The 26,436-nt window shown below is 34.1% G+C and carries 24 protein-coding genes and 2 pseudogenes; 16 read left to right on the forward strand and 10 right to left on the reverse strand.

Annotated features, from left to right (window positions below):
• Positions 1–8: 8 nt before the first annotated feature.
• The 3 genes from ACQH2Q_RS06205 (at position 9) to virB9 (ending at position 1,752) form a co-directional block, all read left to right on the forward strand.
• A complete protein-coding gene (locus tag ACQH2Q_RS06205; RefSeq protein WP_182309790.1) occupies positions 9–323 on the forward strand; it encodes an NADH-ubiquinone oxidoreductase subunit NDUFA12 family protein in 315 nt (104 codons plus the stop codon).
• Between the two features lie 2 nt (positions 324–325).
• Positions 326–781: an outer membrane lipid asymmetry maintenance protein MlaD gene (locus tag ACQH2Q_RS06210; RefSeq protein WP_264339538.1), complete on the forward strand. Its 456-nt coding sequence runs from the start codon at positions 326–328 to the stop codon at positions 779–781.
• Between the two features lie 185 nt (positions 782–966).
• Complete coding sequence (virB9, locus tag ACQH2Q_RS06215) at positions 967–1,752, forward strand: P-type conjugative transfer protein VirB9 (RefSeq protein ID WP_064125428.1); 786 nt, start codon at positions 967–969, stop codon at positions 1,750–1,752.
• Positions 1,753–1,766: 14 nt separating this feature from the next.
• Here the strand turns inward: virB9 and ACQH2Q_RS06220 are convergent, their stop codons facing one another.
• From ACQH2Q_RS06220 to der, 5 genes are all read right to left on the reverse strand, one after another.
• Positions 1,767–2,363, reverse strand: coding sequence for a ribonuclease HII (locus ACQH2Q_RS06220; protein WP_010082329.1), 597 nt, complete (start codon positions 2,361–2,363; stop codon positions 1,767–1,769).
• A gap of 6 nt (positions 2,364–2,369) precedes the next feature.
• Positions 2,370–3,350 (reverse strand): phospho-N-acetylmuramoyl-pentapeptide-transferase, encoded by a 981-nt coding sequence (gene mraY, locus ACQH2Q_RS06225; RefSeq protein WP_182309786.1) that lies wholly within the window; start codon positions 3,348–3,350, stop codon positions 2,370–2,372.
• A 579-nt stretch (positions 3,351–3,929) separates the two neighbouring features.
• A complete protein-coding gene (locus ACQH2Q_RS06230) occupies positions 3,930–4,472 on the reverse strand; it encodes a demethoxyubiquinone hydroxylase family protein (protein ID WP_006279362.1) in 543 nt (180 codons plus the stop codon).
• Positions 4,447–4,968: a disulfide bond formation protein B gene (locus ACQH2Q_RS06235; RefSeq protein WP_425383465.1), complete on the reverse strand. Its 522-nt coding sequence runs from the start codon at positions 4,966–4,968 to the stop codon at positions 4,447–4,449. The genes ACQH2Q_RS06230 and ACQH2Q_RS06235 overlap by 26 nt, the downstream gene beginning before the upstream one ends.
• Entirely contained in the window at positions 4,965–6,290 is a 1,326-nt protein-coding gene (gene der, locus ACQH2Q_RS06240; protein WP_012673406.1) for a ribosome biogenesis GTPase Der, read from the reverse strand. The genes ACQH2Q_RS06235 and der overlap by 4 nt, the downstream gene beginning before the upstream one ends.
• Positions 6,291–6,421: 131 nt before the next feature.
• Here der and ACQH2Q_RS06245 point away from each other — a divergent pair, with 131 nt between their 5' ends.
• Complete coding sequence (locus ACQH2Q_RS06245; protein WP_015589377.1) at positions 6,422–6,631, forward strand: hypothetical protein; 210 nt, start codon at positions 6,422–6,424, stop codon at positions 6,629–6,631.
• Between the two features lie 9 nt (positions 6,632–6,640).
• On the opposite strand, the pseudogene ACQH2Q_RS06250 reads toward ACQH2Q_RS06245, so the two are convergent.
• Positions 6,641–7,541, reverse strand: a pseudogene (locus ACQH2Q_RS06250) (transposase); the annotation flags it as partial.
• A 104-nt stretch (positions 7,542–7,645) separates the two neighbouring features.
• On the opposite strand from ACQH2Q_RS06250, the gene ACQH2Q_RS06255 reads away from it, so the two are divergent.
• Positions 7,646–8,971 (forward strand): IS4 family transposase, encoded by a 1,326-nt coding sequence (locus ACQH2Q_RS06255; protein WP_264339118.1) that lies wholly within the window; start codon positions 7,646–7,648, stop codon positions 8,969–8,971.
• A gap of 12 nt (positions 8,972–8,983) precedes the next feature.
• Here ACQH2Q_RS06255 and ACQH2Q_RS06260 read toward each other — a convergent pair.
• Positions 8,984–9,214 (reverse strand): annotated as a pseudogene (locus ACQH2Q_RS06260) (IS4-like element ISWosp8 family transposase); the annotation flags it as partial.
• 296 nt (positions 9,215–9,510) lie between these two features.
• On the reverse strand, positions 9,511–9,903 hold the full coding sequence (locus ACQH2Q_RS06265) for a TraR/DksA family transcriptional regulator (protein WP_010963040.1): 393 nt from the start codon (positions 9,901–9,903) through the stop codon (positions 9,511–9,513).
• Between the two features lie 106 nt (positions 9,904–10,009).
• Between ACQH2Q_RS06265 and ACQH2Q_RS06270 the strand changes: the two genes are divergently transcribed.
• Entirely contained in the window at positions 10,010–10,657 is a 648-nt protein-coding gene (locus tag ACQH2Q_RS06270) for a heme exporter protein CcmB (protein WP_010963039.1), read from the forward strand.
• A gap of 476 nt (positions 10,658–11,133) precedes the next feature.
• Here ACQH2Q_RS06270 and trmB read toward each other — a convergent pair whose 3' ends face one another.
• Complete coding sequence (gene trmB / locus ACQH2Q_RS06275; protein ID WP_012673367.1) at positions 11,134–11,799, reverse strand: tRNA (guanosine(46)-N7)-methyltransferase TrmB; 666 nt, start codon at positions 11,797–11,799, stop codon at positions 11,134–11,136.
• Positions 11,800–11,938: 139 nt separating this feature from the next.
• Here trmB and ACQH2Q_RS06280 point away from each other — a divergent pair, with 139 nt between their 5' ends.
• The 3 genes from ACQH2Q_RS06280 to ACQH2Q_RS06290 all read left to right on the forward strand — a co-directional run bounded on the left by ACQH2Q_RS06280 (position 11,939) and on the right by ACQH2Q_RS06290 (position 14,298).
• Entirely contained in the window at positions 11,939–13,591 is a 1,653-nt protein-coding gene (locus ACQH2Q_RS06280; protein WP_012673366.1) for a 30S ribosomal protein S1, read from the forward strand.
• Between the two features lie 29 nt (positions 13,592–13,620).
• Positions 13,621–13,899 carry an HU family DNA-binding protein gene (locus ACQH2Q_RS06285; RefSeq protein ID WP_010963035.1) on the forward strand — a complete coding sequence of 93 codons (279 nt, stop codon included), beginning with the start codon at positions 13,621–13,623 and terminating at the stop codon, positions 13,897–13,899.
• A gap of 72 nt (positions 13,900–13,971) precedes the next feature.
• A complete protein-coding gene (locus ACQH2Q_RS06290) occupies positions 13,972–14,298 on the forward strand; it encodes a cell division protein ZapA (protein WP_010082086.1) in 327 nt (108 codons plus the stop codon).
• Here ACQH2Q_RS06290 and ACQH2Q_RS06295 read toward each other — a convergent pair.
• Positions 14,273–14,551: a succinate dehydrogenase assembly factor 2 gene (locus ACQH2Q_RS06295; RefSeq protein WP_006279484.1), complete on the reverse strand. Its 279-nt coding sequence runs from the start codon at positions 14,549–14,551 to the stop codon at positions 14,273–14,275. The genes ACQH2Q_RS06290 and ACQH2Q_RS06295 overlap by 26 nt on opposite strands.
• 99 nt (positions 14,552–14,650) lie before the next feature.
• Between ACQH2Q_RS06295 and rseP the strand changes: the two genes are divergently transcribed.
• The 7 genes from rseP to ffh all read left to right on the forward strand — a co-directional run bounded on the left by rseP (position 14,651) and on the right by ffh (position 25,212).
• Entirely contained in the window at positions 14,651–15,769 is a 1,119-nt protein-coding gene (gene rseP, locus ACQH2Q_RS06300) for an RIP metalloprotease RseP (protein ID WP_264339535.1), read from the forward strand.
• Between the two features lie 8 nt (positions 15,770–15,777).
• Positions 15,778–18,114, forward strand: a complete 2,337-nt coding sequence (gene bamA / locus ACQH2Q_RS06305) for an outer membrane protein assembly factor BamA (RefSeq protein ID WP_253303390.1) — start codon at positions 15,778–15,780, stop codon at positions 18,112–18,114.
• A complete protein-coding gene (locus tag ACQH2Q_RS06310; RefSeq protein ID WP_425383466.1) occupies positions 18,115–18,666 on the forward strand; it encodes an OmpH family outer membrane protein in 552 nt (183 codons plus the stop codon).
• A gap of 4 nt (positions 18,667–18,670) precedes the next feature.
• A complete protein-coding gene (gene fabZ / locus ACQH2Q_RS06315; RefSeq protein WP_425383627.1) occupies positions 18,671–19,102 on the forward strand; it encodes a 3-hydroxyacyl-ACP dehydratase FabZ in 432 nt (143 codons plus the stop codon).
• 45 nt (positions 19,103–19,147) lie between these two features.
• A complete protein-coding gene (locus tag ACQH2Q_RS06320) occupies positions 19,148–22,021 on the forward strand; it encodes an FAD-dependent oxidoreductase (protein ID WP_264339532.1) in 2,874 nt (957 codons plus the stop codon).
• Positions 22,022–22,324: 303 nt separating this feature from the next.
• Positions 22,325–23,884: a proton-conducting transporter membrane subunit gene (locus ACQH2Q_RS06325; protein WP_155969468.1), complete on the forward strand. Its 1,560-nt coding sequence runs from the start codon at positions 22,325–22,327 to the stop codon at positions 23,882–23,884.
• Complete coding sequence (gene ffh / locus ACQH2Q_RS06330) at positions 23,869–25,212, forward strand: signal recognition particle protein (protein WP_425383467.1); 1,344 nt, start codon at positions 23,869–23,871, stop codon at positions 25,210–25,212. The genes ACQH2Q_RS06325 and ffh overlap by 16 nt, the downstream gene beginning before the upstream one ends.
• The last annotated feature ends 1,224 nt before the right edge of the window (positions 25,213–26,436 follow it).

Consider the following 26,436-nt stretch of genomic DNA (forward strand, 5'->3'; position numbering starts at 1 on the left):
ATACCCTTATGTTATCTAAAATTTGTAACGCAATAAAACGCCTATTACGAAGAGAAGATAAATTTGTAGGAAGAGATGAAAATGGAAATTCTTACTATGAATCAAGTAAAGGAAAAAGGTGGGTTATGTATAGCAGTGTCTCTGAGCCTACAACAGTGCCTCCGGAATGGCATATATGGCTTCACTATACTGATAATGTAGTACCAGTTAATAATAAAAAAAGAAAAGTAAAACATACTCCTAATTTAACGGGTACAAAAGGTGCATACTATCCAAACCAAAAAGTGAAAAATTACTATAAAAGCTGGAGTCCTGATAACTAAAGATGCGAAGGTCAAATATACTTGAAATAACCGCTGGATTATTTGTATTAATTTTCACTATTTTTCTGATTTTCTTTGCTATTGATAAGCTATCTTACATAAAGAAAAACTATAAGGATTGCAATAAAATATATGGTCTTTTTGCTAACGCTAACGGTATAGGAGTTGGTGATAGTGTCAAGATCTCTGGTGTGGACGTTGGAAGCATAACTGGTGTATCACTTGACAAAGCTACCTACGTAGCACGAATCGACATGTGTATAAGCAGAGACATAAAATTGCCAATTGATAGTTCAGCTCTGATCACTAGCAGTGGAGTTGTTGGTAGTAAATTTGTTAATATATTACCTGGATCAGATATTAAACTAATCTTGCACGGTGGTAAAATAGAGTATACTCAAGCTGAAGCAAATATGGGTGGAATAATGGACAAAATTATTGGTATGTTTACAAAGTGAAAATGGCAGGATTCCAAGTGTACCCATTCAGATGAAGCCTCCTGTAGTTCTAAAGTATTTAAGGAGTTTGCCTTATTTCTTGCCTTTTCTACCGCTTGCTTTGGGGTTTATAGTATAGAAAGTGCCTTAACAGTTGCAGTACATGTCTATCAATGATAAAATGAAGATTAATTTATTTTGATATTATGATTGGTTTACTGTTTGCCGTACTATTGTTCCTCTGTGGTAGTGATGCACTTGCAAAACAGGAGCCACGTTCAATAGCTGGAGATAATCACATAAAGGTAATAAATTATAACCCACAGGCTATACATAAGTATACGGGTTTTTATGGTTATCAGTCCAGTATATTGTTTGAACCAGGGGAAGTAATACAAAACCTTTCAATGGGTGATTCAACTGGTTGGCAACTCCTTCCTCAAGGTAACAGATTGTTTATTAAGCCTATAGATGATATTGCCGATACTAACGCAACTATAATTACCAATAAAAGAGTTTATTACTTTGAACTTCATGCTGAAGAAGCAACTGGACTAGATGATCCAAGATTAGCATATGAAGTAAGGTTTCTTTATCCACTATTTAGCAGTGATGAGATTTACACAACAAATAACGGTGATATCCTCGAACAAGCTAGTCATACCATTATTCCTGATATAAACGATATTGAAGTTGTAAAGAAGGGTTTAAATTTTAATTATTCCATCTCGCACGTTAAAGGCAGTCAGTCAATAATACCAATCAAGGTTTTTGATGATGGAAAATTTACATATCTACAATTCAATAAAATAAACTCTGATTTCCCGGCAGTTTTTATGGTTGATTCTGCAGGATATGAGTCTTTAGTAAATTTCCGTACAGTTGACAACTATCTGATAATCGAAAGGGTAAGCTCAGTGTTTACCTTAAGGAATGGATCGAGTACAGTTTGCCTATTTAATGAAAACATGCCTTTCAAAAAAGGTAAGTGATTACTATCTAAAGGCTATAATGCCCGAGATATGGGTGCAAAGTTTTTTCTATGATGTTCTGTAATTCCATAAAGGCCAATAGCGTTAAGGTGCTCTTTTGTCCCATATCCTTTATTTTTATACCAATTATATTCAGGATGCTTATTGTGCAATTCTTGCATAAGCCGATCTCTCGTAACTTTTGCAACGATTGAAGCTGCTGCAATTGATGTACTCAAATTATCACCATTTACTATGGATTTCACTTGCCATTTCACTTCAGGTGGTTGATTACCATCAACTAGCACATAATCTAACTCTAGGTCCAAGTCTATCAACGCACGTTTCATTGAAAGTTTTGTTGCTTGCAAGATATTGTATGAATTTATTTCTTCTACGCTTGCCATTCCTATACCAAATTTTGCAACGGATGTTATTTTTTCATATAGGACTTGCCTACATTGAGGAGTCAACTTTTTCGAGTCGTTGATTCCATCAATAATTGTATTTCTATCAATAAACACTACGGCTGCGGATATTACTGGACCAGCTAGCGGACCTCTTCCAACTTCATCCACTCCTGCTATCACTCCTGATAATTTATTTTCTAATGTAAAGTCTGGGTATTTCATAGGTTTTTATAATAAGAAAGTTATAGTAAAAACTGAACAGATAATAGAAATTATCCAAAATTTCATAACGATTACATTTTCTGACCATCCCTTCTTTTCAAAGTGATGATGTATTGGTGCCATAAGAAAAACTCTTTCTCCTTTTCCATATTTAAACTTTGTATATTTAAAATATGATATCTGAATAATCACAGATAGAGTCTCTATTACAAAGATTATTCCAATAACGGCAAAAAGCATCTCTCTTTTAATTAGGACACTAGTTAACCCTAAAGCTGCGCCTACCGACAAGCTACCAACATCACCCATAAATATTTTTGCTGGATGTGTGTTAAACCACAAGAAACTTAGAATAGCTCCTATAAATGCAATGCAGAATAAAGTAATATTCATATCTGCTTGAGTTATGTATGCAATTAGCCCCAAAAAAGCAAAGGAAGTGATGACTTGAGTTGCAGCAAGGCCATCCAAACCATCTGTGAGATTCACAGCATTAGAAGAGCCGACAATTACAAACGCAGCAAACGGAACATATAGATAGCCAAAATCTATTATTACTCCTTTAAATAGGGACGTTTTTGTAAAACCTTCAGCAGAGTATAGCTTAAGTATAAACACACCAACCAGAGCAACAATAAACTGAATAAGTATTTTGGTTTTTGCACTTAAACCTCGATAGTGATTTGTCTTCAATTTTAAATAATCATCAATAAATCCAAGTAGAGCAAAAAATAGAGTTATCAATATCAGCAGCAAAATTTCTGGTGTTAACTGAGCCCAGAGTAAAATTGGTAATAAAGAAGAAATCAGTATTATTATTCCGCCCATAGGTGGTACATTCTTTTTTGTTATTAAATGACTTTCTGGTCCACATGATCTAATTGGTTGCCCATCTTTGCTTATTTTTTTTAGAAGCTTTATAAAATAGGGAAAAAGAATAAACCCAAAAACAAATGAGGTAAAAAATATTTTTGTAGCTAAGATCATCTGCTTACTTAAATTGACTAAGTGTCATACCACCTATAGCTAATAAAGTCAACTTCTGTCATCCTATAGCCTGACCCACAACTGTACGAACATTGTGATTTGGGCCCATCAGTAGGGTGTCATCCCAGTCTGGAATCCACAACTGTACGAACGTTGTAGTTTGGACCACCAGTGGGGTGTCATCCCAGTGCCCAGACACTGGTTCTATGCAACTTAATTAAAAACGTTTGTTTTAGTGTAAGACAATTACCTTTAGCTTATCAGCTCAGTTATAAGCAAAATTTCTGGTTCCAGACTGGAATGACACCATTTGCTGTGCAATTTACCTTCAAAAATGAATGTTCGTACAGTTGTGAACCTGTGGCAGGTATTACATAAGAGCATTTCCCTCTTCTAAATTAAAACGCACTTTTGCCTCCTTTGCAGTCTATACTTTAGATGTATTTAATTTACAAATACTAATTATTTATTAATAATGGTGATATGTAAATATAGTTATAAAATAATTGTTACACTTGAATTCCTTCCTGGTTTCTGTTGTTATCAGAACATTTAAAACACTTTAAGAAAGTTGCTTAGTTAAATTAACTTAGACAAGTAAATAGCAGTTTTGCAGCCTGTTTTTATGAATGATGATAAAATGTTGTAGCCAAATGCGCTTTCAGCATTGTGCTGAATTGCAATATCTTTGTGCTCTAACTCCTCGTCGCGAAATTTACTTATAGTTTCTCTTAATTCCCCATCTTCTAAATGTGAAACTTGCTCTTTGTAGTGCTCCCCGATAACTTCTTCAACTGCAGCAGTGCAAGCCATAGCAGCTTTTTTGCCCATAATGGCAGTTGCAACGCCAAGCGACACTCCTAAAACACGCCAAACAGGCAACAAAACAGTAGGACGAACTTTTTGCTCTTTGATTTTCTCATTAAAATAGTGAAAATGCTTTTTTTCCTGCTCTTCCATTTCAATTATTTCATTGATTATAGAAGATTTCTTAAGAATAAATTTTTGACCAGAATAAATGCAAATAGCTCCATATTCTCCAGCGTGATCTACTCTAATTGCCTGTTGCAAGAACTGATTGTTGCTGTACCTTAAATTATTTAGATTTCTTTCTTTCTCCACAATACACCTTACCTGATACGAACAGAGCTACTATGAGATAAATTAGATTCCATGTTGCTAAGGAAACACCTAGAACGTAATGAGGTCTGTCACAAGATGGAGAGTAATCAGGATTTAGTAGATTATTTCTGAGCTCTTCTATACTAACGTTACCACTTGCTTGCTCTGTACAACCTAAAACATCATGAAATAAGTGGAGTTCAAGACCTATATGATAAAAAGATATTACTGCACCTATGAGGTAGCTGCAAAACATTGCATAGATTAGAATTTTGTTGTCTTTAAGCATGCACGCTACTGCAAGTAATCCGGCGATATAGTAAACTATTCGCTCGTATGTACATAACTTGCATGGCAGCATGTTGAAAAAATATTCTAGCACATATGCAAAAATTAGAGCAGCGGCACTCGACAGCAGAAAGATTGCAGGAATTCTGGAATTATTACACATAACTTTAAGTAAATTATCCCTGAAAGTATAAAGCAGAGTATTCATTTTACATAGGGATTTTTATTTTTTTTCAAAAGCAATCTAACTGGCACACCGTCTGCAAAGAAATTTTTTCTGAGATCGTTAATTAAATAGCGTTTGTAACTTTCATCAACACTTTCAGGTATGTTACATATCAAAGAAAAAGCTGGAGGTTTAGTACCAATTTGAGCGATATACTTCATTTTAACTGCTTTGCCTTTTACAAGAGGGTGAGAATGTTTTCCTACAGCATCTATGAGCCACTTATTCAGTTTTGCAGTGCTGATCTTCTTGTTCAAGGATTCACTCACTTCAAGACACTTATCTATCACATCACCGCAGCGCATGCCTTTTAACGCAGAAATTGTTATAGTTGGCACTTCCAAGAATAACCTGGTTACTTCCTGTTGTTTGACAAATTTTATTAACCTGCTTCTGTCATCCTTACCTATTAAATCCCACTTATTTAAAACAACAATAATCCCTTTCCCTCCCTTAATTGCAGCTTCACCAATTGATAAATCCTGCTGCTCAATACCAACTAGGGAGTCTAGCATTAAAACTACCACATGAGAGCGCTTGATTGATTCCATGCTTTTCTCAACAAATCTTGATTCTAAGCCATCTACAACATTCGCCTTTCTGCGGATTCCGGCAGTGTCAATTAGAGTAATTAACTCTCCATCATGATCATATGTAATATCCACAGAATCACGTGTGGTACCTGGCTCTGAACTTGTTATTAGTCTGTTTTCTGCAAGTAAACCATTTAAAAAAGTTGATTTTCCAACATTCGGACGGCCGATGATCGCGATCCTCAGCCTACTCAGTTCATTGTTAGGTAACTCAGTGTTCTCGTTAAAATTTTCAATAACACCAGCTAATGCATCATAAAGATCAACCATGCCAAGATTATGCTCGGCAGAGATATACACCGGGCCAAGAAAATCAAAAAACTGCAAATAATCAACATTTTCGGATTTATGACTCTCGCATTTATTTGCTATCAGTATCACAGGTTTATTTATTTTTCTCTTCAGCCACTTTGCAAACTCTTTATTTCGCTCATTTTGCACTTTTGCGTCAACAAGAAAGAAAATTATGTTTGAACTGGATAAAGAAAACTCTATTTGCTCAATAACTTGCAGTGAAAAACTAGTTTGGTCGTTCCATCCTCCTGTATCTATAACTTTAAACTCCAAATCGCTAATTCTCCCCATTCCCTCTCGCCTATCCCTTGTCACTCCTGGAATGTTACTCACTACTGCTGCTTTTCTTCCTACTAATCTGTTGAATAGGGTCGATTTTCCAGCATTTGGTAGGCCTACTATGGCGATTTTTAGCATAATTCAAGGGCATGTTCTATATGAAGTAAATTATAACCGAAACTTTTCAATTTAACTATTGACTTCGTAGATTATATAAGCATACTACAGTTAGAATTTTTTTATTTCGTTATGTAAAATATGAGGTAGTTATGCTAGTGTCAGAGCAAATAGAGAGTGTAGATAGAGAAGAATTAAAGCAACAAAATCATATACATAAAGATACAGAGTGTTCGGAAGAGACGACAATATATGGGCATATTAATCAACATATGGAAAAAAACATCTCAAATACATTGCATGAAATATATGATGCTCTTATGTCATATAACGAATCGGAACAGTCAATGACGTCAACTTAAGAACTTTCATTAGCAAACTCTCCTAAAGACATGATGGCGTTTAGGCTTATCTACTTTATTGCTGCTGTCCCGGTCGGATTTTAACTTTAGCGCGTATACTTAAAAAGGGCTTGAAAGTTTTTTGGCGCAATAAGTACCTGATAGAGTTTCTGCCTCATTACACCAAATAAAACTGAAAAATTTAAACGATACTCAGTAATTTGATCTGGGTTCCAAGGCCCTTGTGCATCACATATATGAAGCGATAATATATTGCACATGACCAAGTTTGCCCAAAATTCTTGTAATACAGCCTCTCCAGAAAAATTCTCTAACTCTGCTCCTACTTTGAGTCGTTTATAGCACTCCTCTATGTGCCACCTTAACACATAAGCTTTGCTCCAAAGTCTCGGTCAAAAACTCTGTTTCTCAGTTGGCTAATGTCAGCACTATAACTCTTACTTTCTGTCCTTTCATTTTATTTTTTAGCTTTTCATTTTCTAATATAAAATCAAAATCTAATTCGCCAGCGTTCCCATAGCTTACTATAATTTCTTTTTTGCAAGCAAAAAATAAAATCTACTTCCAAATCATAATGCTGCTGAATGAATTTTACTGAAGACGATCATAGATAAATAATAATTTCTCTTGATTTAATAAACGCATTTGAGTGATAACTTCGGGTAATTGCTCTGCCGCCAACGTTTGTTCACCTATATTCCAAGCTGCAAGACGAGCACTGCAAATCAATGAAGTACACAAATCAACAAACAAATTGCCAATGGTGCCTGTTGTTCCATTTGGTTCAAACTCGGATACAATTTCCCCAGAGCTGGGTAATCTCATACCAGAACCATCTGCTGCAATAAGTCTATAGCCTCTCCAACTCAGGTTCATCCTGATAGGCTGTTTGGATGCTTAAATTCTTGAGCCTGTATGGCAAATCATACGCGTCAAGTTAAGGAAATAAAGGTATGAAAGAGATAGAATAATAAGGTATAAGTTCTCCCAGATATACTTTTAGTGAGAGAACCAATGAATAAAATAACTTGCTTATCAAAAAAGCTCAAAGAATTTTTTAATGAAAAAGCAGAGAAAATCTCAATTACAACAAGGTTTATAAAAAGAAAGAGAAAGCTAAAAGGTTCATCATTCGTAAAAGCCATGGTCTTGGGTAATATAGGAGTTGATAATTGTAGCGTAGAAACAATGTGTCAATTACTAAACGAGGACTCGATAGATATAACAAAACAAGGTTTGGATTTTAGATTTACTGAAGAAGCAGTGGAATTTATGAAAAGGATGTATAATGAATCTGTGATTCTCTTTAAAAATATCTTGCAAGTTGATTGCAAAATCTTACAGCAATTTAATAGTGTTAAATTATTGGACAGTAGCTATATTACTCTACCTAACAGTATGGAAGAGATGTATAAAGGTTATGGTACTAGCTACAGTGGCTATGAAAGCAATACTAAGTCTGGAATAAAGTTACAATTAGTTTTCGACTACATGAATCAGATAATAGACCAACTTAATTTAACGGAGGGGGTAAGATCAGACCAGGGATATAGGAAACATTTAAGTAATATATTAAGCAATGATTTGCTAATATCTGATCTCGGTTATTTTGTGCCAAGTTCTTTTAAACAAATCAATGAAATAGGAGCTTATTTCATAAGTCGTTATAAATCCGATACCAACATATATGATGTAGAAACAAATCAAAAAATGGAGTTATTAGAATGTTTAGAGGATAAGTTATTTTTAGAAAACGAGGTATTGTTAGGAAAAGAAGCAAAAATTAGAGTAAGAATTATATGTCAGAAACTAACTGAAGAACAGTCTATGGCCAGAAGAAGGAAAGCTAATAGATTAGCAAGATCGCAGGGATATACATCCTCTAAAAGAAATCAAAAATTGTTGAACTGGTCAATATTTATAACTAATGTTCCAGAAAATAAAATTAGTGCTGAGCAAGTATTAACGATTTACAGAGTAAGGTGGCAAATTGAGTTATTATTTAAATTGTATAAAAGCCATATCAGGCTTGATAAGCTAAAAGGAAAGCCATGCAGAGTATTATGTGAACTATATGCTAAATTGTGCGCAATTCTTATATTTCACGGCATAGTTGGTTGCACAGAAGTGAAAAAGAATACAGAACTTAGCTTAACAAAGGCATTTATTGAGCTAAAAAGGCGGGTTAGAGAGTTATTTTTAGTATTAACCAAAATTAATAGTTTAAAAGCATTTCTTAAAAAACTCACTATAACTTGGTCGCGATTTTCATTAAAAGACAAACGTAGAAGGGCTAGAGTATCCACTTTAACCTCTCTAAATTTGCTCACAATCTCTTAACTTGACGCGTATGGTATGGCAAATCTTATACCTTGCTTTAGAAAAAGCTTGCTTTGAGGGTACATGTCAATGGCTCCATAAGTTCACATTCTATTCCCAAACTTTTTTTAACTAACTTTAAAATCATAGAAAATACTGTCGAAAAAGCTTGTTCGTGTAAAACTCAACACAATGGATTTTCTGAAAAGTTTTCGAGTATATTATATTTTTAATTTGTAGAATAAGGTTTTTTCCTTTTTGCATATTTCACCTAAAAAGGACACATTTTAGACTTCTTTGTTGAAATAAAACAGAAACAAAAGTGCTGTCCCTTGCACTCTTTGGATAATTTAATGATAAAAAATTTAGAGAGAAATTTTATACACAATCTCTGACATTTTTCCTTAAGTTGACGCCATTGCCTGAACGGATACAACTTAATTTTTAATCTGCAGGAGTCAAGTTGAGAATGTCCAATTTTCCACTTTCTTTATAGCATAACATACTTCAGCGCCTCTTGCTCCTCTTGAAGTCCAATGGGCTCACCACTTATGTGTAAATTAATCGTTAATGTTGTACACGTTCTTTTCTTTTTCTACTCTCTCTTGCTCTTCAATACAATATATAGCAAGCGGATTAGCTTTAAGTCTTTCGACTCCTATTTCTTCTCCTGTTCCATCGCAGTAACCATAAGTGCCTAATTTTATTTTTTCTAACGCCTCCTTAATTTTTTCTTTTCTATCTTTTCGACGCTTGATTAATTCCTCGTTTCCACTATCTTCATCAGAATAGTATGTATCAATACTATTATCTTCTAGTTCTTGTTTCTCTAACTCAGCGAGTATTGATTGTAACTTTAAGCTGAAGTATTCCAGTTGTTTTACGCTCATATATTCTTCATCTTCTGAAGGAGTGTAATCTTCTGGTGACTTTATTTTTGGTAACTTTTCCATAATTGCATTATCAAAAAAATAATAAAACCTATATAATTTATGAACAAAAAATTATACTACCTCAAAGTAAACACTATAATTTATAATAAACATTTAAAAGCCTAGTATGATCGACTCAGTAAAAAAATTAGTAATAGATGATAAGAACTTTACCTATATAGTATGTATTTTTATCATAATGTTAAGTTTATCTTCATTTACACTTAAAAACAACAATAAACAAGAAGTTATGTTAACATTAACATGGATATGTGCTACATTTGTTTTGCAGATTTCTACAAATAATTTGTTTACATCTGATTATCATGATGGAATATTAGAGCAAATCTTTGTACAGCCACTCTCTTCTAGGCTTATAGTTGCTTATAAAATTTTCGCTCACTGGTTATTATTTGGGTTACCGATTTCAGTAATTTCTTCCATATTCAGCTTTGCAATTCTAGGCAATAGTATTGAACACTCAATAGCAGTTGGAGTGTCTTTATTATTTAATACGCTGATAATCACTAATATTTCAGCTACTGGAAATGCATTGATGATTGGTCAAAACAACTTAGCATCAGGAGTATCGCAAATTCTTGTTTTGCCAATGATAATGCCAACCTTTGTGTATTTTAAAATGCTAACTCAATTTGAAAATTTATCCTTGAATATTTATACACTACTAATCACCATCTTAGTTTTTGTTATTTTGATTGTTAACAGCACCATAACTACTCACATGGCACTAAAATTTGCTGTGGAACAGGATTGAAAAATCTTACTGTTATTCAGTAGACTTCTTGCATAACCTAGAAAAAAGGCAAATAGTTATTATAGATTTAGGTTTATCGACAATTTGAAAAACCTTCATTCCAGCATCCTTCCCTGTCATCCAAGTAGCCCTTCGTTGTCATCCCAGTGTCAAAAACTGGGATAACAGCTAACCTGACAACCGTCATCCCGCTACTTGTTAGCGGCTAAGAGATACCGTGACGGTATGACGGTTCGCGGTGGCATGACGATAAGCCTCATCATCCCGCTACGTGTTAGCGCCGCGGCGGTATGACGATTCGCAGCGGCATGACGAGAAAGGGGCTACTTGGATGATACCTTTTTTCTACTTAGTTTGGGTTATGCAAGAAGTCTATTCCTTCATAAGGAGAAGTAGTTAAAGGAATTTACTCTATTTCTCCCTCTTTTTTTATTATTTTTAATCTATAGTTAACGTAAAAGAGATATGCAAAAACTCTATTGATCCATAGTCTGCAAATTATTAATAACACTTACTTTAAAGAACCTCACTTTACGCTGATCTTTGAGCGCTCTTCTGTGGTATTTTGTAAGAGTATAACTTGTGAAATCGTCTTCCCTATAGATTAAAGAGTTACACTGCTTTATATGTGATGCTATCCACTCTGCATAGTCCTGATGATCGGTTGCAATGAATATTTCCCCTGTTATAAGTATTTTTTTTGCTAATAAATTTAAAAATTCCGTATTAATTAATCGTCTTTTATTGTGACTTCTTTTTGGCCATGGATCTGGAAAGAGAATAAAGAATCTTTCAACACTGTTATCAGGAAAATTTGCAATCAATTCTCTTGCATCTTCTGTCCACATTAAAATATTTTTTATGTTCTGTATTTCTATGTTTGTTAGCAAGCGAGAAACCCCCTTTAAGTAGGGCTCACATCCTATAAATAATAGATCAGGTTCATTGAGCACCTGGTAAAGCATATTTTCACCGTTGCCAAAGCCTATTTCTACCCATATTCTTTTTTGTGAATTTACAATTTTCTCTATAGATTCCTTGCTGTTTTGAATAGAATATTTTTCCAATATTTCATCAACATCAGGTTTTAGCCTGGACCTTCTGGAGAACGATCTAATCCACTTGCTATTCTTAAATAGCATATTCTTGATACATATATAATTTTCTCACTATATTTTATATAGCTTAAACAATTCTCGAAATGAGTTAATGAAAAATTACTTGTCAATAATTGTTAATATTATATAATATATGAGTTCTAATAAAGTTTAAGTTAAAGGTATGAATAATAATAATCCAGTCGTAAATCTACCGGTTACTATCAGAAAGCTATCATCAAACAAATTTATAGAAGAGATATGTCAAGGCCAATTTGAGGATCAAGATAATACCTTGTTTGAAGATTCTTTTGTTAACAAAATTAAAGAAGGAGATGTGGTAGAAGGTGTAATTACAAGAATAAACCCTAACGACGTTGTGGTTGATATTGGTTTAAAATCTGACGGGAGAATTCTGATCAAGGAACTCGGTTGTAATGATGAGGTCATTATTGGCTCGAAAATCAGAGTTTATGTGGAAAGAATTGAAGATTATCATGGTAATGTTGTTCTTAGTCGTGAAAAAGCAATTAGGGACGAAAAATGGAATAAGTTGGAAGAAGATACAGTTACAAGGGCTGAAGTAAGCGGAGTTATTAAACGCTCAATTAAATGTGGCTTTATTGTTGATCTTGGTGACGGAATAAGCGCTTTTTTACCGCTGAGTCATGTGGATTTGAAGCAAGTAAAAGATGCGAAGCACCTTATTGAAACTGAACAAAAGTTCATCGTGCTTAAAATGGATAAGAAGCAGGGCAATATTGTAGTATCAAGAAAGCTGGTGTTAGAAAAATTGCACGCTGGTGAAAAAATTAAATTTTTAGAATCTTTAAATGAAGGCGATATAATAGAAGGGAAAATAAAAAGTATCACTCATTACGGTGTATTTGTCGGTATTCATGAATCAGATGTAGTGGGAGTTATAGATGGATTGTTACATATTACAGATATCTCTTGGAGTAGGGTAAGTCATCCGTCTGCAGTTTTTACTTGTGGTCAGACTATAAAAGTTAAAATTATAAAAATAGATAAGGAAAATGCTAAAATTTCCTTGGGTGTGAAGCAGCTAGAAGATAGCCCTTGGCAAGATGCAGAGTCAAAATATCCAGTTGATAGTGTGCATAAGGGTTATGTAACAAGCATAGAAGATTATGGATTATTTGTTGAGCTTAGACCTGGAATTGAAGGTTTAGTGCACTCGTCAGAAATAACTTGGGTTAAGAGTAATTTACCAGTTAGTAGTCTCGTAACAAGGGGACAAGAAGTATATGTAAAAATTCTCAGTATTGACATTGCTAAGAGTAGGATGAGTTTAAGCATGAAAAGGTGTGTAGACAACCCTTGGCAAGTATTTATCAATAAATATCCTCCTGGTTCTATTGTTTCTGGTGAAGTGAAGAATAATACCGGCTCATATGTATCTGTTGCTTTCGGTGATTCTGAAATAGATGAGAACGTAGAAGGGACAATATATGTGAAAGATTTTAGTTGGTCTAAAAATGGTTCAGATGAGATAAAGAAGTATAATGTAGGTGATAAAATAGAAGCAAAAGTAATAAGGGCTAACGTGAATCGGGCAAGAATTTATCTTGGAATAAAACAAATAGAGTATGATCCTCTTGAAGAACTGATAAAGAAAGTTAAGGTAGGTGATAAAATACAGGTTATTGTAGGTAAGAGAGAAGATAATGGACTAGTCGTTGAAGTTGAGAACGATGTAACCCTTCTAATAGATCAAGAGCATTTACCAGAGAATAAAAAATTCTCTATATCAGAAAAAATAGAAGTTGAAGTATTGGGTGTTGAAGAATATAACATAGCATTATCTGCTAAGTGATAAGGTTTACTTATTTTGGCTTCATATAAATGGCAACAAAGTCTGATATAATAGCGAGGGTAGCAAAAAGACATCCTTTTTTAGATAAGATTGTTATAGCAGCTATAGTTGATAGATTTTTTGGGATACTTTCAAGCACATTGAAACATCATAATAGAGTTGAAATTAGGGGGTTTGGTTCTTTTTCAGTTAGAAGTTATAACTTGAAAGAAACAAGCCATTTAATGTTACAGAAGTTTACAAAGAATCAATACTTTAAAACATATTTTCGTAGCAGTAAAAAATTATCTGATTTGATAAATGAATAAAAATTTATACCATAAATAAGATGAAAGTAGGGGTTTGAGTTTATACTGTACGATAGAAATTTTTAGCACCATATGCAAGTAGTAGAAATAGTTATACGTAATAACACATATAAAATATCTTGCGAAAGTGGGAAGGGGAATCATTTATTACGCCTTGCTAATAGTTTTGACAAGTTAGTTAGTTCTGTATCTCAAAAAACTGGAGGTAAGGGTTCGGATGCATTAAATTTCTTACTTGCAGCACTAATTCTTGAGGATAAAATTTTAGAATTAACAAAGCGATTAGATGAAGTAAATCAAGAGCGCGAAAAGTATAGAAACGAGAAAAGAATAGAATATACTGAGGTACTAGATAAGGTAAATAAGATTATCACTAATCTTGAGTGCATAAAGGATTAGCTTCAATAAAGCAAGCAATTAAATTGACTATCTGACTATTCAAGCCAGGAGGGAGGTTTGTCTTACGAGTTATGTAACAATATAATTCGTAATCATCAAGATCAACTATTTTTTCGTATTCGATTAGTTCGCTTAAGGAAAATTTATCAAGATATTTCAATGCGAAATGCCCTAAAAGTATATCGGTTTCTTTGCAACCCCTATGCCAGCTTCTATATATTAATTTTCTTCTGAGTAGTGAGGTATCTGTCATTACAATTAAACTTTTTTTAATTTAAAAGTTAAACTAAATACTTGTCAAGCGAGGCGCGTTTTAATATACTTAACATTTTGTTAAGATCTAAATATACAGGTGGAATTAATTTCTAATCTTATCCATCAATTTAGCGATGGAATATATTATTTTTTATCATTTTCTTTAATAATTTCTGTCATAGTATTCGTGCATGAATATGGGCATTATGTTGTTGCCAAAGCATGCAAAGTTAAAGTTGAATCTTTTTCCATAGGTTTTGGTCCTGAAATTTTTGGTTTTAACGATAAGTCTGGAACTAGATGGAAATTAAGCGTTGTTCCATTGGGTGGTTATGTTAAAATGCTAGGGGACAACAATGCAGCAAGTGTCCCAGCTGATCAACAAAATTTAACCGAAGAAGAAAAGTTGTATTCATTTCATACAAAACCGCGGCATAAAAAAGCAGCAGTAGTTTTTGCAGGGCCTTTTGCAAACATGGTATTTGCTGTTATAGCTTTTACAATATTTTTTAGCATAGCAGGTTATTATCGCACTCCACCGGTGATTAGAAATGTAATCGAAGGTAGTGCAGCTAAGCAAGCTGGTTTGTTGCCAGGTGACACTATTACACAAATCAATGAGCATAAAATAAAATACTTTGAAGATATTTCACGTGTGATAATGTCGAATCCTAAAACAAGAATGGAGATTGAGTATAGCAGAAATAATGAGAAGCACAGGACCAGTTTAACTCCATTAATAATCAAGGACAAAGACGTTTTTGGCAACACAATAGAAAGAGAAACTATAGGGATTATTTCAGTCAATACATTAAAGCAGTCGTCTTTTCTTGGGGCTGTGAGCTTATCAGTAAGTGAAACTTACCACACTATGTGCTTAACGATCAAAGCTCTCTTTCACATTATTGTTGGTAAAAGGAGTATCAATGAAATAGGTGGGCCAATAAAAATCGCAAAATATTCAGGACAATCAGCTAAAAAGGGATTTATTATGGTTCTATATTTTATGGCAATCATTTCAGCTAATTTAGCTGCAATTAACTTGCTGCCAATACCACTGCTAGATGGTGGGCATTTATTTCATTATATCATAGAAGCGGTTATACGTAGGGATTTAAGCTTGAAATGTCAAAAATATGCAGCTATTTTTGGTGCTTTAGTGTTGTTTTTGCTTATGGCAACTGGAATGTCAAATGATATTAGGGATCTTTTTTGAAATAAAATATGAAAAAGCTATTTTATATACTGGTAGTGGTTTTTATTTCTTTTCCTGCCCTGCTTGTTGCTTTAGGAACTGCGGAAAAAGTGCAGGTGAAAGATGTCAAATGTATTGGTAATGAGAGGGTAAGCAACCAGACAATAGGGTTCTATATAAAACTAAAATCTGGTGATTATATAAACGACGATGATATAGACTCAATTATAAAAGATCTATATAAAACAAAGTTATTTGCTAGTGTTAATGCTTACATAGATGATAAAAAAAATTTAGTAATAAAAATTCAAGAAAATCCACTGATTAACAAGGTAGTGTTAAAAGGCAATAAGTTATTTAACAGCAAAGAGCTGCTAAGTAATGTGATTCAATCAAAGTCGCTAACTATTTTAACTGAAACAAAATTGCAAAACGATTTAGTGAATTTAGTCACTACTTATAGAAATAACGGTAAGATTGGTGTTAAAATTGAATATGACCTGAATAAGCTTGATGGCAATAGGGTCAATCTAATTTTTAAAATAAAAGAAGGCAAAACCTCTAAAATTAAGGATATAAGATTTATAGGCAATAAAAACTTTTCTGAAAATGAGCTAGAGCAAGTTATCAAAAGACATAGTAATGACATATTTAGTAAGTTATTTAGAGCTATTTTTAAAGGCGGAAATCATTATTCACCGCAATATCTATTGATTAACACAGAATTGCTCGATCATTTTTATTCATCTAAAGGATATATTCAAAATAATATTCAACCAATTGTTGAGGTTGATAATAACAATCAAACAGAGTTAACTTTTTTGATTGACGAAGGACAGCAGTATTTATTTGGAAATAATGAGGTTAATATTGAAACTGAAATTCAGGATTTGAGCCTAAAAGAAGAAATATTGGATTTTATAACAGAGGAAAACGATAAGATATTTAATAGAGTTAAAATTAATAATACAGTAGAAAAAATAAACAAATATTTAAATGAGAAAGGATATATATTTGCAAAAGTTAATCCAGAGTATGCACAACGTGACAATGTTGTAGATGTAACCTACAGAGTGCTGCCGGGTAAAAAGATTTATATAAATCAAATTACAATTGATGGTAACGATCGCACTTTAGATAAAGTGATCAGAAGTAAGCTAAGTGTAGCAGAAGGTGATGCGTACAATATATCTGAGATTCAAAAGTCACGTAAAAAACTAATGAGTAGTGATTTTTTTGAAACAGTGAAAGTAAATAGTTATGCAGTTAATGATAATGCAGTAAATCTTGACTTAAGTGTTAAAGAAAAAAACACTACTTCGTTGTATTTGGGAGGAGGTGTGTCTCTTCCTGGTGGAGCATTGATTAAAATTGACCTCAAAGACCGTAATTTATTTGGTACTGGAAAAGAGCTCTCTTTTGCTCTTGAAAAAAGTCAATACGTATTTTCTACTGATTTAGAGTTTGTTGAAAATAATTTTAACGATTCTGATACGTCACTAGGCATGGGTGTATTTTATGAAAAACAAGATAAACCAAACACTACTTTTGATAGTTGCGATATGGGATTTTTTACAAAGTTATCATATAAAGTCACAGAGAACTTAACTAATTCCCTTCGCTATTCTTATAAGTATAATCATATACACATGGATAATAAGGGTGGACAAGACACCGATATCTCTGAAATAATACTGGACCGAAAAGGTAAACATCAGATTTCATCAGTGGGATACACGTTGGCATATAATAAACTGGATAATCTATATGCTCCAAAAGAAGGGTATTTACTGCGCTTAAGTCAGGATATTTCAGGATTGGGAGGAAACGTGAATTTCCTAAAATCTGAATTCTTATCTTTTTATACGCACCCTATATTAAGCAAAATTGACGATGATATAACGCTACGCTTTAAGATGGCGGCAGGTCATATTTTTTCTTATACTGATGAAAATCTAAACATTGGCCAGCACTTTTTTAAAGGGGGTAATGAGATTAGAGGGTTTGACCTTTCCGGTATTGGACCAAGAGCAGAAGACAAAAATAAAAGCTCATTAGGAGGCAAAACTTATTTTAATCTAACACAGCAAGTGGATTTTCCTCTACCAAAACTATATGACTATGCTGGTATCAAAGGCTCACTATTTGTTGACTATGCAACACTTTTTGGCTTAGATGATAAAAATAAGAAGTATGAAGGGAAATACTACGATAGCAAGCTTGTGAGAGTGTCACCAGGTTTTGGCTTTTCAATGCTTTCTCCTTTTGGTAGACTTAGATTGGATTTCGGGTTTCCTTTAGTAAAGGAATCTTATGATATAATACCATCACCAAATGTTAAATTTTCTATTGAAGCGGGGATTTGAATGAAATATATACAGTTATTTATATCAGTTATTGCCTTAATTATTTCCTTATTTGTGGGGTATAAGTTTGTAGGATATCAACCTCAGAACACAAAAGCTGCAATTATCGATAGTGACAAAGTCATCAATGAATCTCTTGCTCTGCAAAATATACAACAACAAATAAAGGAGCAGAATTCTAGATTACAACAAGAATTTGAAAGTGAGTTAGAAAAACTTAAGCCATCAAAAGAAGAATTTGAACTTTTGTCAGAAGAAGCAAAAAAAGAAAAGACAGAACAGTTTAATAAGCACACTGTAAATACTAGAGATAATTACGCTAAAAAAATGTTACATTTAGAAGAAAGCTATAGAGACGCAGTAGAGAGTGTTTTTAACAAGATAAAAGAAGTCGCTAAAAAAACGGCAGAAAAAAACAACATAGATTTGGTACTATTTATTTCAAAAAAGAACCAAGTTTTATACTCCATGAATGAAGTTGATTTATCAGATGTGGTATTAAACAATATAAACAAGAAAATACCTGAATTTGCTTTGAAAGGCATTGAGTAGGCTTATGCAATTTAATATCAGTGATATTATAAAAATATTACCACATTCTTATCCGTTTCTCTTAGTAGATAGAGTTATAGAGTGTGATCCTGGTAAAAGTATAAAAGCAATCAAAAATGTGACTTTCAATGAGCCATTTTTTATTGGCCACTTCCCTGGTCATCCAATAATGCCAGGAGTCTTGATAATTGAATCTCTAGCTCAGGCATCTACTATATGTGTTCTAGGTAAAGAAACAATAGAAAATAAAGTTGTTTACTTGAGATCCATTGAAAATGCAAAATTCAGAAAGCTAGTTACTCCAGGGGACACATTGATTCTTCAAGCTAACATTCAAAGTGTGTGTTTAGGTGTACACAAATTTAGGTGTATTGCATCTGTTAGCGAAGAAAAAGTTGCAGAAGCAACAATCTCAGCAGTATTGCAAAATAAATAAAATCTTCATCTGTAAGAAACAGCATGTACACTGTATAGTATAGCAATGAAGCTGAATTTCAACATCTCATTTTCTAATCTATATACTCGCAATGGATTAATAAAATTAGATGAGACATTTTTGAATTATATCAAATCATGTGATGAGAGCTTGTTTTGTTCATTAATTGAAGCAAGAGAAAAAGCAGCTTCTTCTTCGATGTCATCCCAGTGTCACCTCCCATCATCCCAGTGTCACCCCCCGTCATCCCAGTGCTTGACACTGGGATCTAGAAAACAAGAAGGACGGTCAGCTACTTGGATGACAGATAGTCAGTTAATAGTAGACCTCTCATATTTACTTGATGAATTTATTGCAAAACTTTTCAATGTTGAAAAAGAAATAGAGGAGCTCAAGAAAAAGCACAACGACTTTGCTGTAATATATAAGTGCAAAAGATTATTTGTCCAACGCTATGCATTGAAGAAATACACTAATGTGGCGAATATAGATATTACTAACAAACTAAGTCATTTTCTCACTTTGCCAACAACAGAAAAAAATTTTGCTGAGCAGGTGATGCATTGGTTTGAAGATAAAGAAAATCACAAAGAAGAAATAGAACTTGCAGCACAATATGCAGTGTGGAGAGTAAAAAATAAACAGAGTATATTATTCAGTATTCATAAAAAAATCGACCACGAAAACCTCATACCATTTTCTAAAAAAGAAGTGGACAAAGTTGAAGTGCTGTATTCAAATGAAGTAAAAAGACGATACGGTTTTGATCTAACAAGCAAAAAGGTGAGTTTGAATAAAGCACTAGATAATGCTCACTACTGCATATTTTGTCATAAGCAAAGTAAGGACAGCTGCTCAAAGGGGCTAATTAATAACGACAATACTTTCAAAAAGTCTCCACTTAGAGTTGAACTGCACGGCTGCCCACTAGAGCAGAAAATATCAGAAATGAATCTGGTGAAAAGCGAAGGGTACAGCATAGCAAGTCTTGCAATTGTGATGATAGATAACCCATTATGCGCGGCTACTGGACACAGAATATGCAATGACTGCATGAATTCGTGCATATATCAAAAACAAGAACCCGTAAATGTGCCAGCAATTGAAACAAGGATTCTGGATGATGTGCTCAGTTTACCGTACGGATTTGAAATATATTCTCTGCTCAGCCGTTGGAATCCTTTAAATTTTCAGCGTTCATTGCCAAGAGGAAACACTGGAAAAAACGTTCTAGTTGTAGGCCTTGGTCCTGCTGGTTTTAATTTAGCTCATCATTTGTTGAATGATGGGCATAACGTTATCACCATTGATGGACTAAAGATTGAACCTTTGATCGATAATTTCCAGCTAATTAAAGATTTCAAACACGAAAAATTGAGTGAACGCACGGCAGGAGGGTTTGGTGGGGTGGCAGAATATGGTATTACTTCTCGGTGGGATAAGAATTACTTAAAGATTATTAGATTACTGCTGGAAAGACGTGAGCATTTTGCACTTTATGGAGGCATTCGTTTTGGTGGCACGATTAATGTTGATGACGCGTTCAACTCGGGTTTTGATCACATCGCCCTAGCACTTGGCTCTGGCAAGCCACGAATGATCAAAATAAAGAATATACTAGCTCGTGGAGTACGTATGGCATCTGACTTTCTTATGTCGTTACAACTGACTGGTGCTCTTAAATTTGATTCTATAGCAAATCTGCAAGTTCGTATGCCGATAGTTGTCATAGGTGCGGGGCTTACTGCGATTGACACTGCCACTGAAGCTTTAGCGTATTATCCAATTCAAGTAGAAAAATTTCTTCTTCGTTATGAGATATTAGTTGATAAGTATGGAAAGGACTGTGTTGAAAAAGATTGGACAGAAGAAGAACACAAAATTGCAAATGAGCTCATATCGCACGCAAAGTTGATCCAAGCAGAGCAAGAGTTAGCAAAAAAAGAGAATAGAGAAATAAAAATATTAGAGTTGATGCAGAGCCTCGGGGGAGTGAAAGTTATATATAGAAAAGAGCTAAAAGATTCACCGAGTTATCGATTAAATAGCGAAGAGGTGCAAAATGCACTGTCAGAAGGAATTTACTTTATTGAAAACTTAGAGCCAGTTGAAGTTGTGACGGATAAATATAACCATGCTGAATCAATAAAACTGATAGACACAAAATCCGGCGAAATCAAACGTATAAAAGCACGTTCTATTTTTATAGCAGCAGGTACTGAGCCAAATACGGTTATTGCAACAGAAGATGAAAAGCATTTTAAATTAAGTAATGGGTATTTTACTCAATTGAATTCATTGGGAAAAGAAATAGACCCAATATTTTCTCCTAAAATGCAAAATAAAGACAGAATATTAGTATACAAGCAAGGCAATAAAACAATTAGCTTTTTTGGTGACCTTCATCCTTCGTATAGCGGCAGCGTCGTGAAAGCTATGGCAAGTGCTAAGAACGGCTACCCTATTATTTCTCAGCTTTTGAGTGGAGTTAATAGCTTCGTTTCTGTCATTCCAGTGTGTGATGTTGTGGGCCAGAAAAAAAATGCGTGGTCAAGTGTTGAAGACCTGGCTAATAAAGAATTATTTAATAGAATCAAAGAGCAATTCACTGCAAAAGTCATAAAAGTTCAATATTTAACAGATAAAGTGATAGAAATAGTGATTAAAGCACCTCTTGCGGCAAAGAATTTTAAACCTGGACAATTTTTTAGGTTGCAAAATTTTGAAACCAATAGCAGAAAAACTAACCTTGCTATGGAAGGTATAGCTGTGACTGGCACTGAAGTAGACAAAAAAAAAGGAATTATTTCCACTATTGTGCTGGAAATCGGCGGCTCCACTAATTTATGCAGACACTTAAGAGAAGGCGAGCAAATAATTCTTATGGGCCCAACTGGCAGACCTACTGAGGTTTACTAAGTCTCAATATTAAAGTGATGCCAAATTTTATTTCAAAAAGTAAATAATTTACTAACGCTCGTGCACAAATTAAAAATAAATTATGCACGAGTGTAGCGTTATGAATTAGGAGTGCTATATTAAAGCTTACCTCACTATTAAAGCTATCGGTCAGATTAGATTAAAAACCTAATCTGACCGGTTTCTCTATAACCCTCTAAACTCTGATATAATTATATGATAATTAGTTTAATTAGTGGTTAATATGCAAATTGATTTTATTCATATATTGAGATAGCATAAACCATATTGGTTTTAATTATTGTGCAACTTTATAAATCGTCACTGTTACTTCTACTGACTGTATTAATAGTTATAGTCCTAAAATTACCTGAAAATTTGAGCATTGCAGTAAATTGGTCTCTCCCAATTCTAGATTTTGATTTATCTTTTCGTACCATACTAATATCTTTTTTATCAGTTGCATTTTTAGCTGTTCTACCAGCACAAAATTTGACTTTTTCAGAGATGCTATCTTTTGCTGCTTACACTATTAGTTCACTTTATGCAGTTTTATCTGAACATATGATATTGGTTATAATATTCTGTGAATTAATGACCATCAGTGCATTTTTTATTATTGCAGCTAGCTGTAGAGATAGTGGACCTGCAATAAGGTACGCTTGTGTACACTTTTTCGTTGGAGTTATATTAATAGCAGGATTGGCACTTCAAAGCACTAACCTGATAATTTTGGGTTTATTGATAAACTGCGCTTGTTTTCCTTTTTCATTTTGGGTTGTTGATGCATATCCTGCTGCATCGCTACATGGCACCACATATCTCTCTTTATTTACCACTAAAGTCTCTTTTTTAGTGATGCTTTTACACACTTATAACCTATGGCAAGATTGTACTGAAATATTAGCGCTTGTAGGCGCCATCACTGCAATTTACAGCATTATATTTGCTTCTCTTGAGCAAAATATTCGCAGATTTTTATGCTATAACGTTGTAGGACAAATGGGCTTGCTGATTATTGCAGGAAGTTTGCTCAGTCCTTCGGAAAAAGCAATACCAATTTTGATACTGCATATAATCTTCTCTCTTGTTTATCAATCATTATTGTTTGTGGTCAGTAATTCGATTATTTCACAAACAAAAACAATTAGTTTTAATGGAGTGGGTAAACTGATGTCAGTGGAAGGCATGTGTGCTATAATCGCAATACTTACAATGGCTGCATTTCCTGGAACCGTTGGATTTATCAGTAAATCATATATCACAGCTGAAATTGAAATGAACACTGTTGCCTTAAAAGGGTATAAAAATTTATATAAGCTTCTAAATTTGCTGCTTCATTTAAGCGTGGGGCTAAAGTTTCTTTATTACTTATTTATTGCAAAAAGTAAGTCAAAACCTTTAGCAGAGAGAGGAGGCAAAATGACTATGATTATTTTAGCATTTATATGCGTAATCGCTGGCAATCCTTACTTACCTATTTACAATAAACCTTCGATTTTCGATTTTGTGTACAACACAAAAAATATTTTGTCGCAATTTAATTTGTTACTATGTACCACTTTATTGTTTATTCCTTTACGCAAGTTATTTTACCCGAGAGTAAATTTTAAAATGGATGTTGATTGGATTTTTAGAACTTTCATATCCTATATTGTCTTGTTGTTCAATCAGTTAGTCTCTAAAACTAGAGAAATGTTTGCCAGCGTAGTGCAAAACTTGACTAATCCACTTACTGGTTTATACTTTAATAATATTACTAAACTTAAAGAAGTGCTGGGTTATAACTCAGTGAGTTTTGTTTCAGCTTCTTCTCTCTTTTTAATGAGTATTCTACTAATGCTATTATGTTTAAATCGTTAACTGAAAGTTTAAATTCTGTATTTAGTAAACTGAGAGGAAAGTCAATCATTTCTGAAGATGATTTTAATCTTGCCATGCGTGAAATACGCATAGCCTTAATTGAAGCTGACGTTTCACTTGAAGTTGCAAAAAAATTCATCAACGACATTAAAGATAAAGTGATTGGGGAAAAAGTCATAAAAAGTGTTTCTCCAGCACAAATGATAATTAAAATTGTACAGGATAATTTAGTTGCAGTTCTCGGATCAGAGAAAAGTGACTTAAATCTAGCAGTTAAACCCCCTGCTGTGATTATGATGGTGGGCTTACAAGGTGCAGGTAAAACAACTACCTCAGGAAAGCTTGCTTTAAAACTAAAAAAGCAAAAGAAAAAAGTGATGCTTGCCTCTTTAGACATTTATAGGCCTGCTGCCCAGAAACAACTTGAAGTGCTAGGTAAACAAATAGATGTGCAAACTTTACCTGTAGTAATAGATGAGAAGCCCATTACAATTACAAAAAGGGCACTGGCAGCAGCAAAGAACGATAATTATGATGTATTAATACTAGACACTGCAGGCAGGCTTCATATTGACAATAATATGATGAATGAGTTGAAAGCCGTAAAGGAAATAGCTTCACCTGCAGAAGTTATTTTAGTAGCCGACGTAATGATAGGCCAGGATGCGGTCAACATTGCCAAATCATTCAATGAGGTAATAGGTGTAACCGGCATTATTCTTACCCGTGTTGATGGTGATGCACGTGGTGGTGCTGCTCTTTCTATGAAAATGATCGCCGATTGTCCAATTAAATTTATTGCTTGTGGTGAAAAATTAAGTGACCTCGATGATTTTTATCCAGATAGAATTGCAAAAAGAATACTTAGCATGGGTGATGTTGTCTCATTGGTTGAAAAAGCTGCTGAGATTGTTGGTCAGGAAGAAATTGATAAGTTACAAAAGAAAGTGAAAAAAGGTAAATTCGACCTAAACGACCTAGTGGGAATGTTAAAAACTCTGAGTAAAATGGATGGCATTAGCAACATAATGAAATTCATTCCTAGTTCATTTACAAAAAAGCTAAGTAGCAGTGTGCCGGATGACAATAAAGTGAAAAAATATATAGCCATCATAAACTCAATGACTGAAAAAGAAAGGCAAAATCCAGATATTTTAAATGGCAAAAGAAGACTTAGAATTTCTAAGGGGTCCGGAACAACTGTAACTGACATTAATCTTCTAATTAAGCAGTATAATCAAATGAGCTCTATGGTAAATAAGTTCAGTAAAGTTGACCATAGTAAACTCAAAGAATCTGATTTGATGGATATGCTAAGCAGAAAGTAAGTCAGCAGGTAGTGGAATGAGACAAATCATCAGTAAACCTTTAGCTATATCAAAAGCGGCTTAGGTCTCGCAAAAAAATTTACAGCTTCTTGCTAGCCAAGAAATTTATTATTAATTTTAAGAAATACTATAGCTGACCCAAGCAACACGTCATACCGCGATTCATTTCATAACTGTACGAACATTGTAGTGTGGGCCACCAGTGGGGTGTCATCCGAGTAGCTTGACTACTTGGATCCAGAAAAAAGAATGGTGTCATGAAAGTAGCCTCCTTCTCCTGTCATCCCAGCGCCCAGAGGTGTCATCCTTTTTTTTGGATTCCAGACTGGAATGACAGCAGTCCTACGTCATGCCACCGCGAACCGTCATACCGCGATTCATTCGCGGTATCTCTAGATCCCGCTAACAAGCAGCGGGATGACGAATTACTTAACCATCATCTACACCGTCATACCGCGATTCATTCGCGGTATCTCAAAGCATAGATCCCGCTAACACGTAGCGGGATGACGAGGTCATGCCACCGCGCGAACCGTCATACCGTCACGGTATCTCTAGATCCCGCTAACACGTAGGGGAATGACGAGGTCATGCCGCCGCAAACCGTCATACCGCCGCGGTATCTCTTAGCCGCTAACACGTAGCGGGATGACGGTTGTTGTTTAGCTATAAATATTAAGAAATTTACCAAACGAAAAAAAAGGCAAAAGAAGCCCTGGGGTTATTATCCGCTTTAAAATATTGGCGTTTTTTATGTTTTAAACGCTTGACAAGCAAGATTTAGCTGCTTTTAATTGCAACTAACCTACGCTGCAAATGTTTAAGAAATTTACTAAGCAGAAAAAAAGACAAAGAATCCCCGAGTTCGCTAGTCTTTTACTATCTCTGTCGAGTATTGGCATTTTTTGATGTCTTGTAACGCTTTATAAGCGCGTTCAGCTTATTTAGATAAAAATCTAGATGTAGATGAAGTTTTGTAAAGACATACAGTATCTATATACTGCAAAAAATTGAACATAAGACGCCGATACATTAAGTAATCCTTACCTTTTAATCTGCAGATTGGCGAAAGCAAATACAATAGCTTCAGTTTCATGATAAGGGCGCTGGCGGAGTTTGTCAAGTAAGTTTTTTCGTTTCTATTGTAATGACAGTTATGGCCTGTGCAAGAAATCTATTGATTTACAGCAGGTTCTTTGTTACAGTTCGTAGTTATGCAAAGAA

This window comes from Wolbachia endosymbiont (group A) of Melieria omissa, from assembly GCF_964031125.1.
In the GTDB taxonomy this organism is placed as follows: Bacteria; Pseudomonadota; Alphaproteobacteria; order Rickettsiales; family Anaplasmataceae; genus Wolbachia; species Wolbachia pipientis.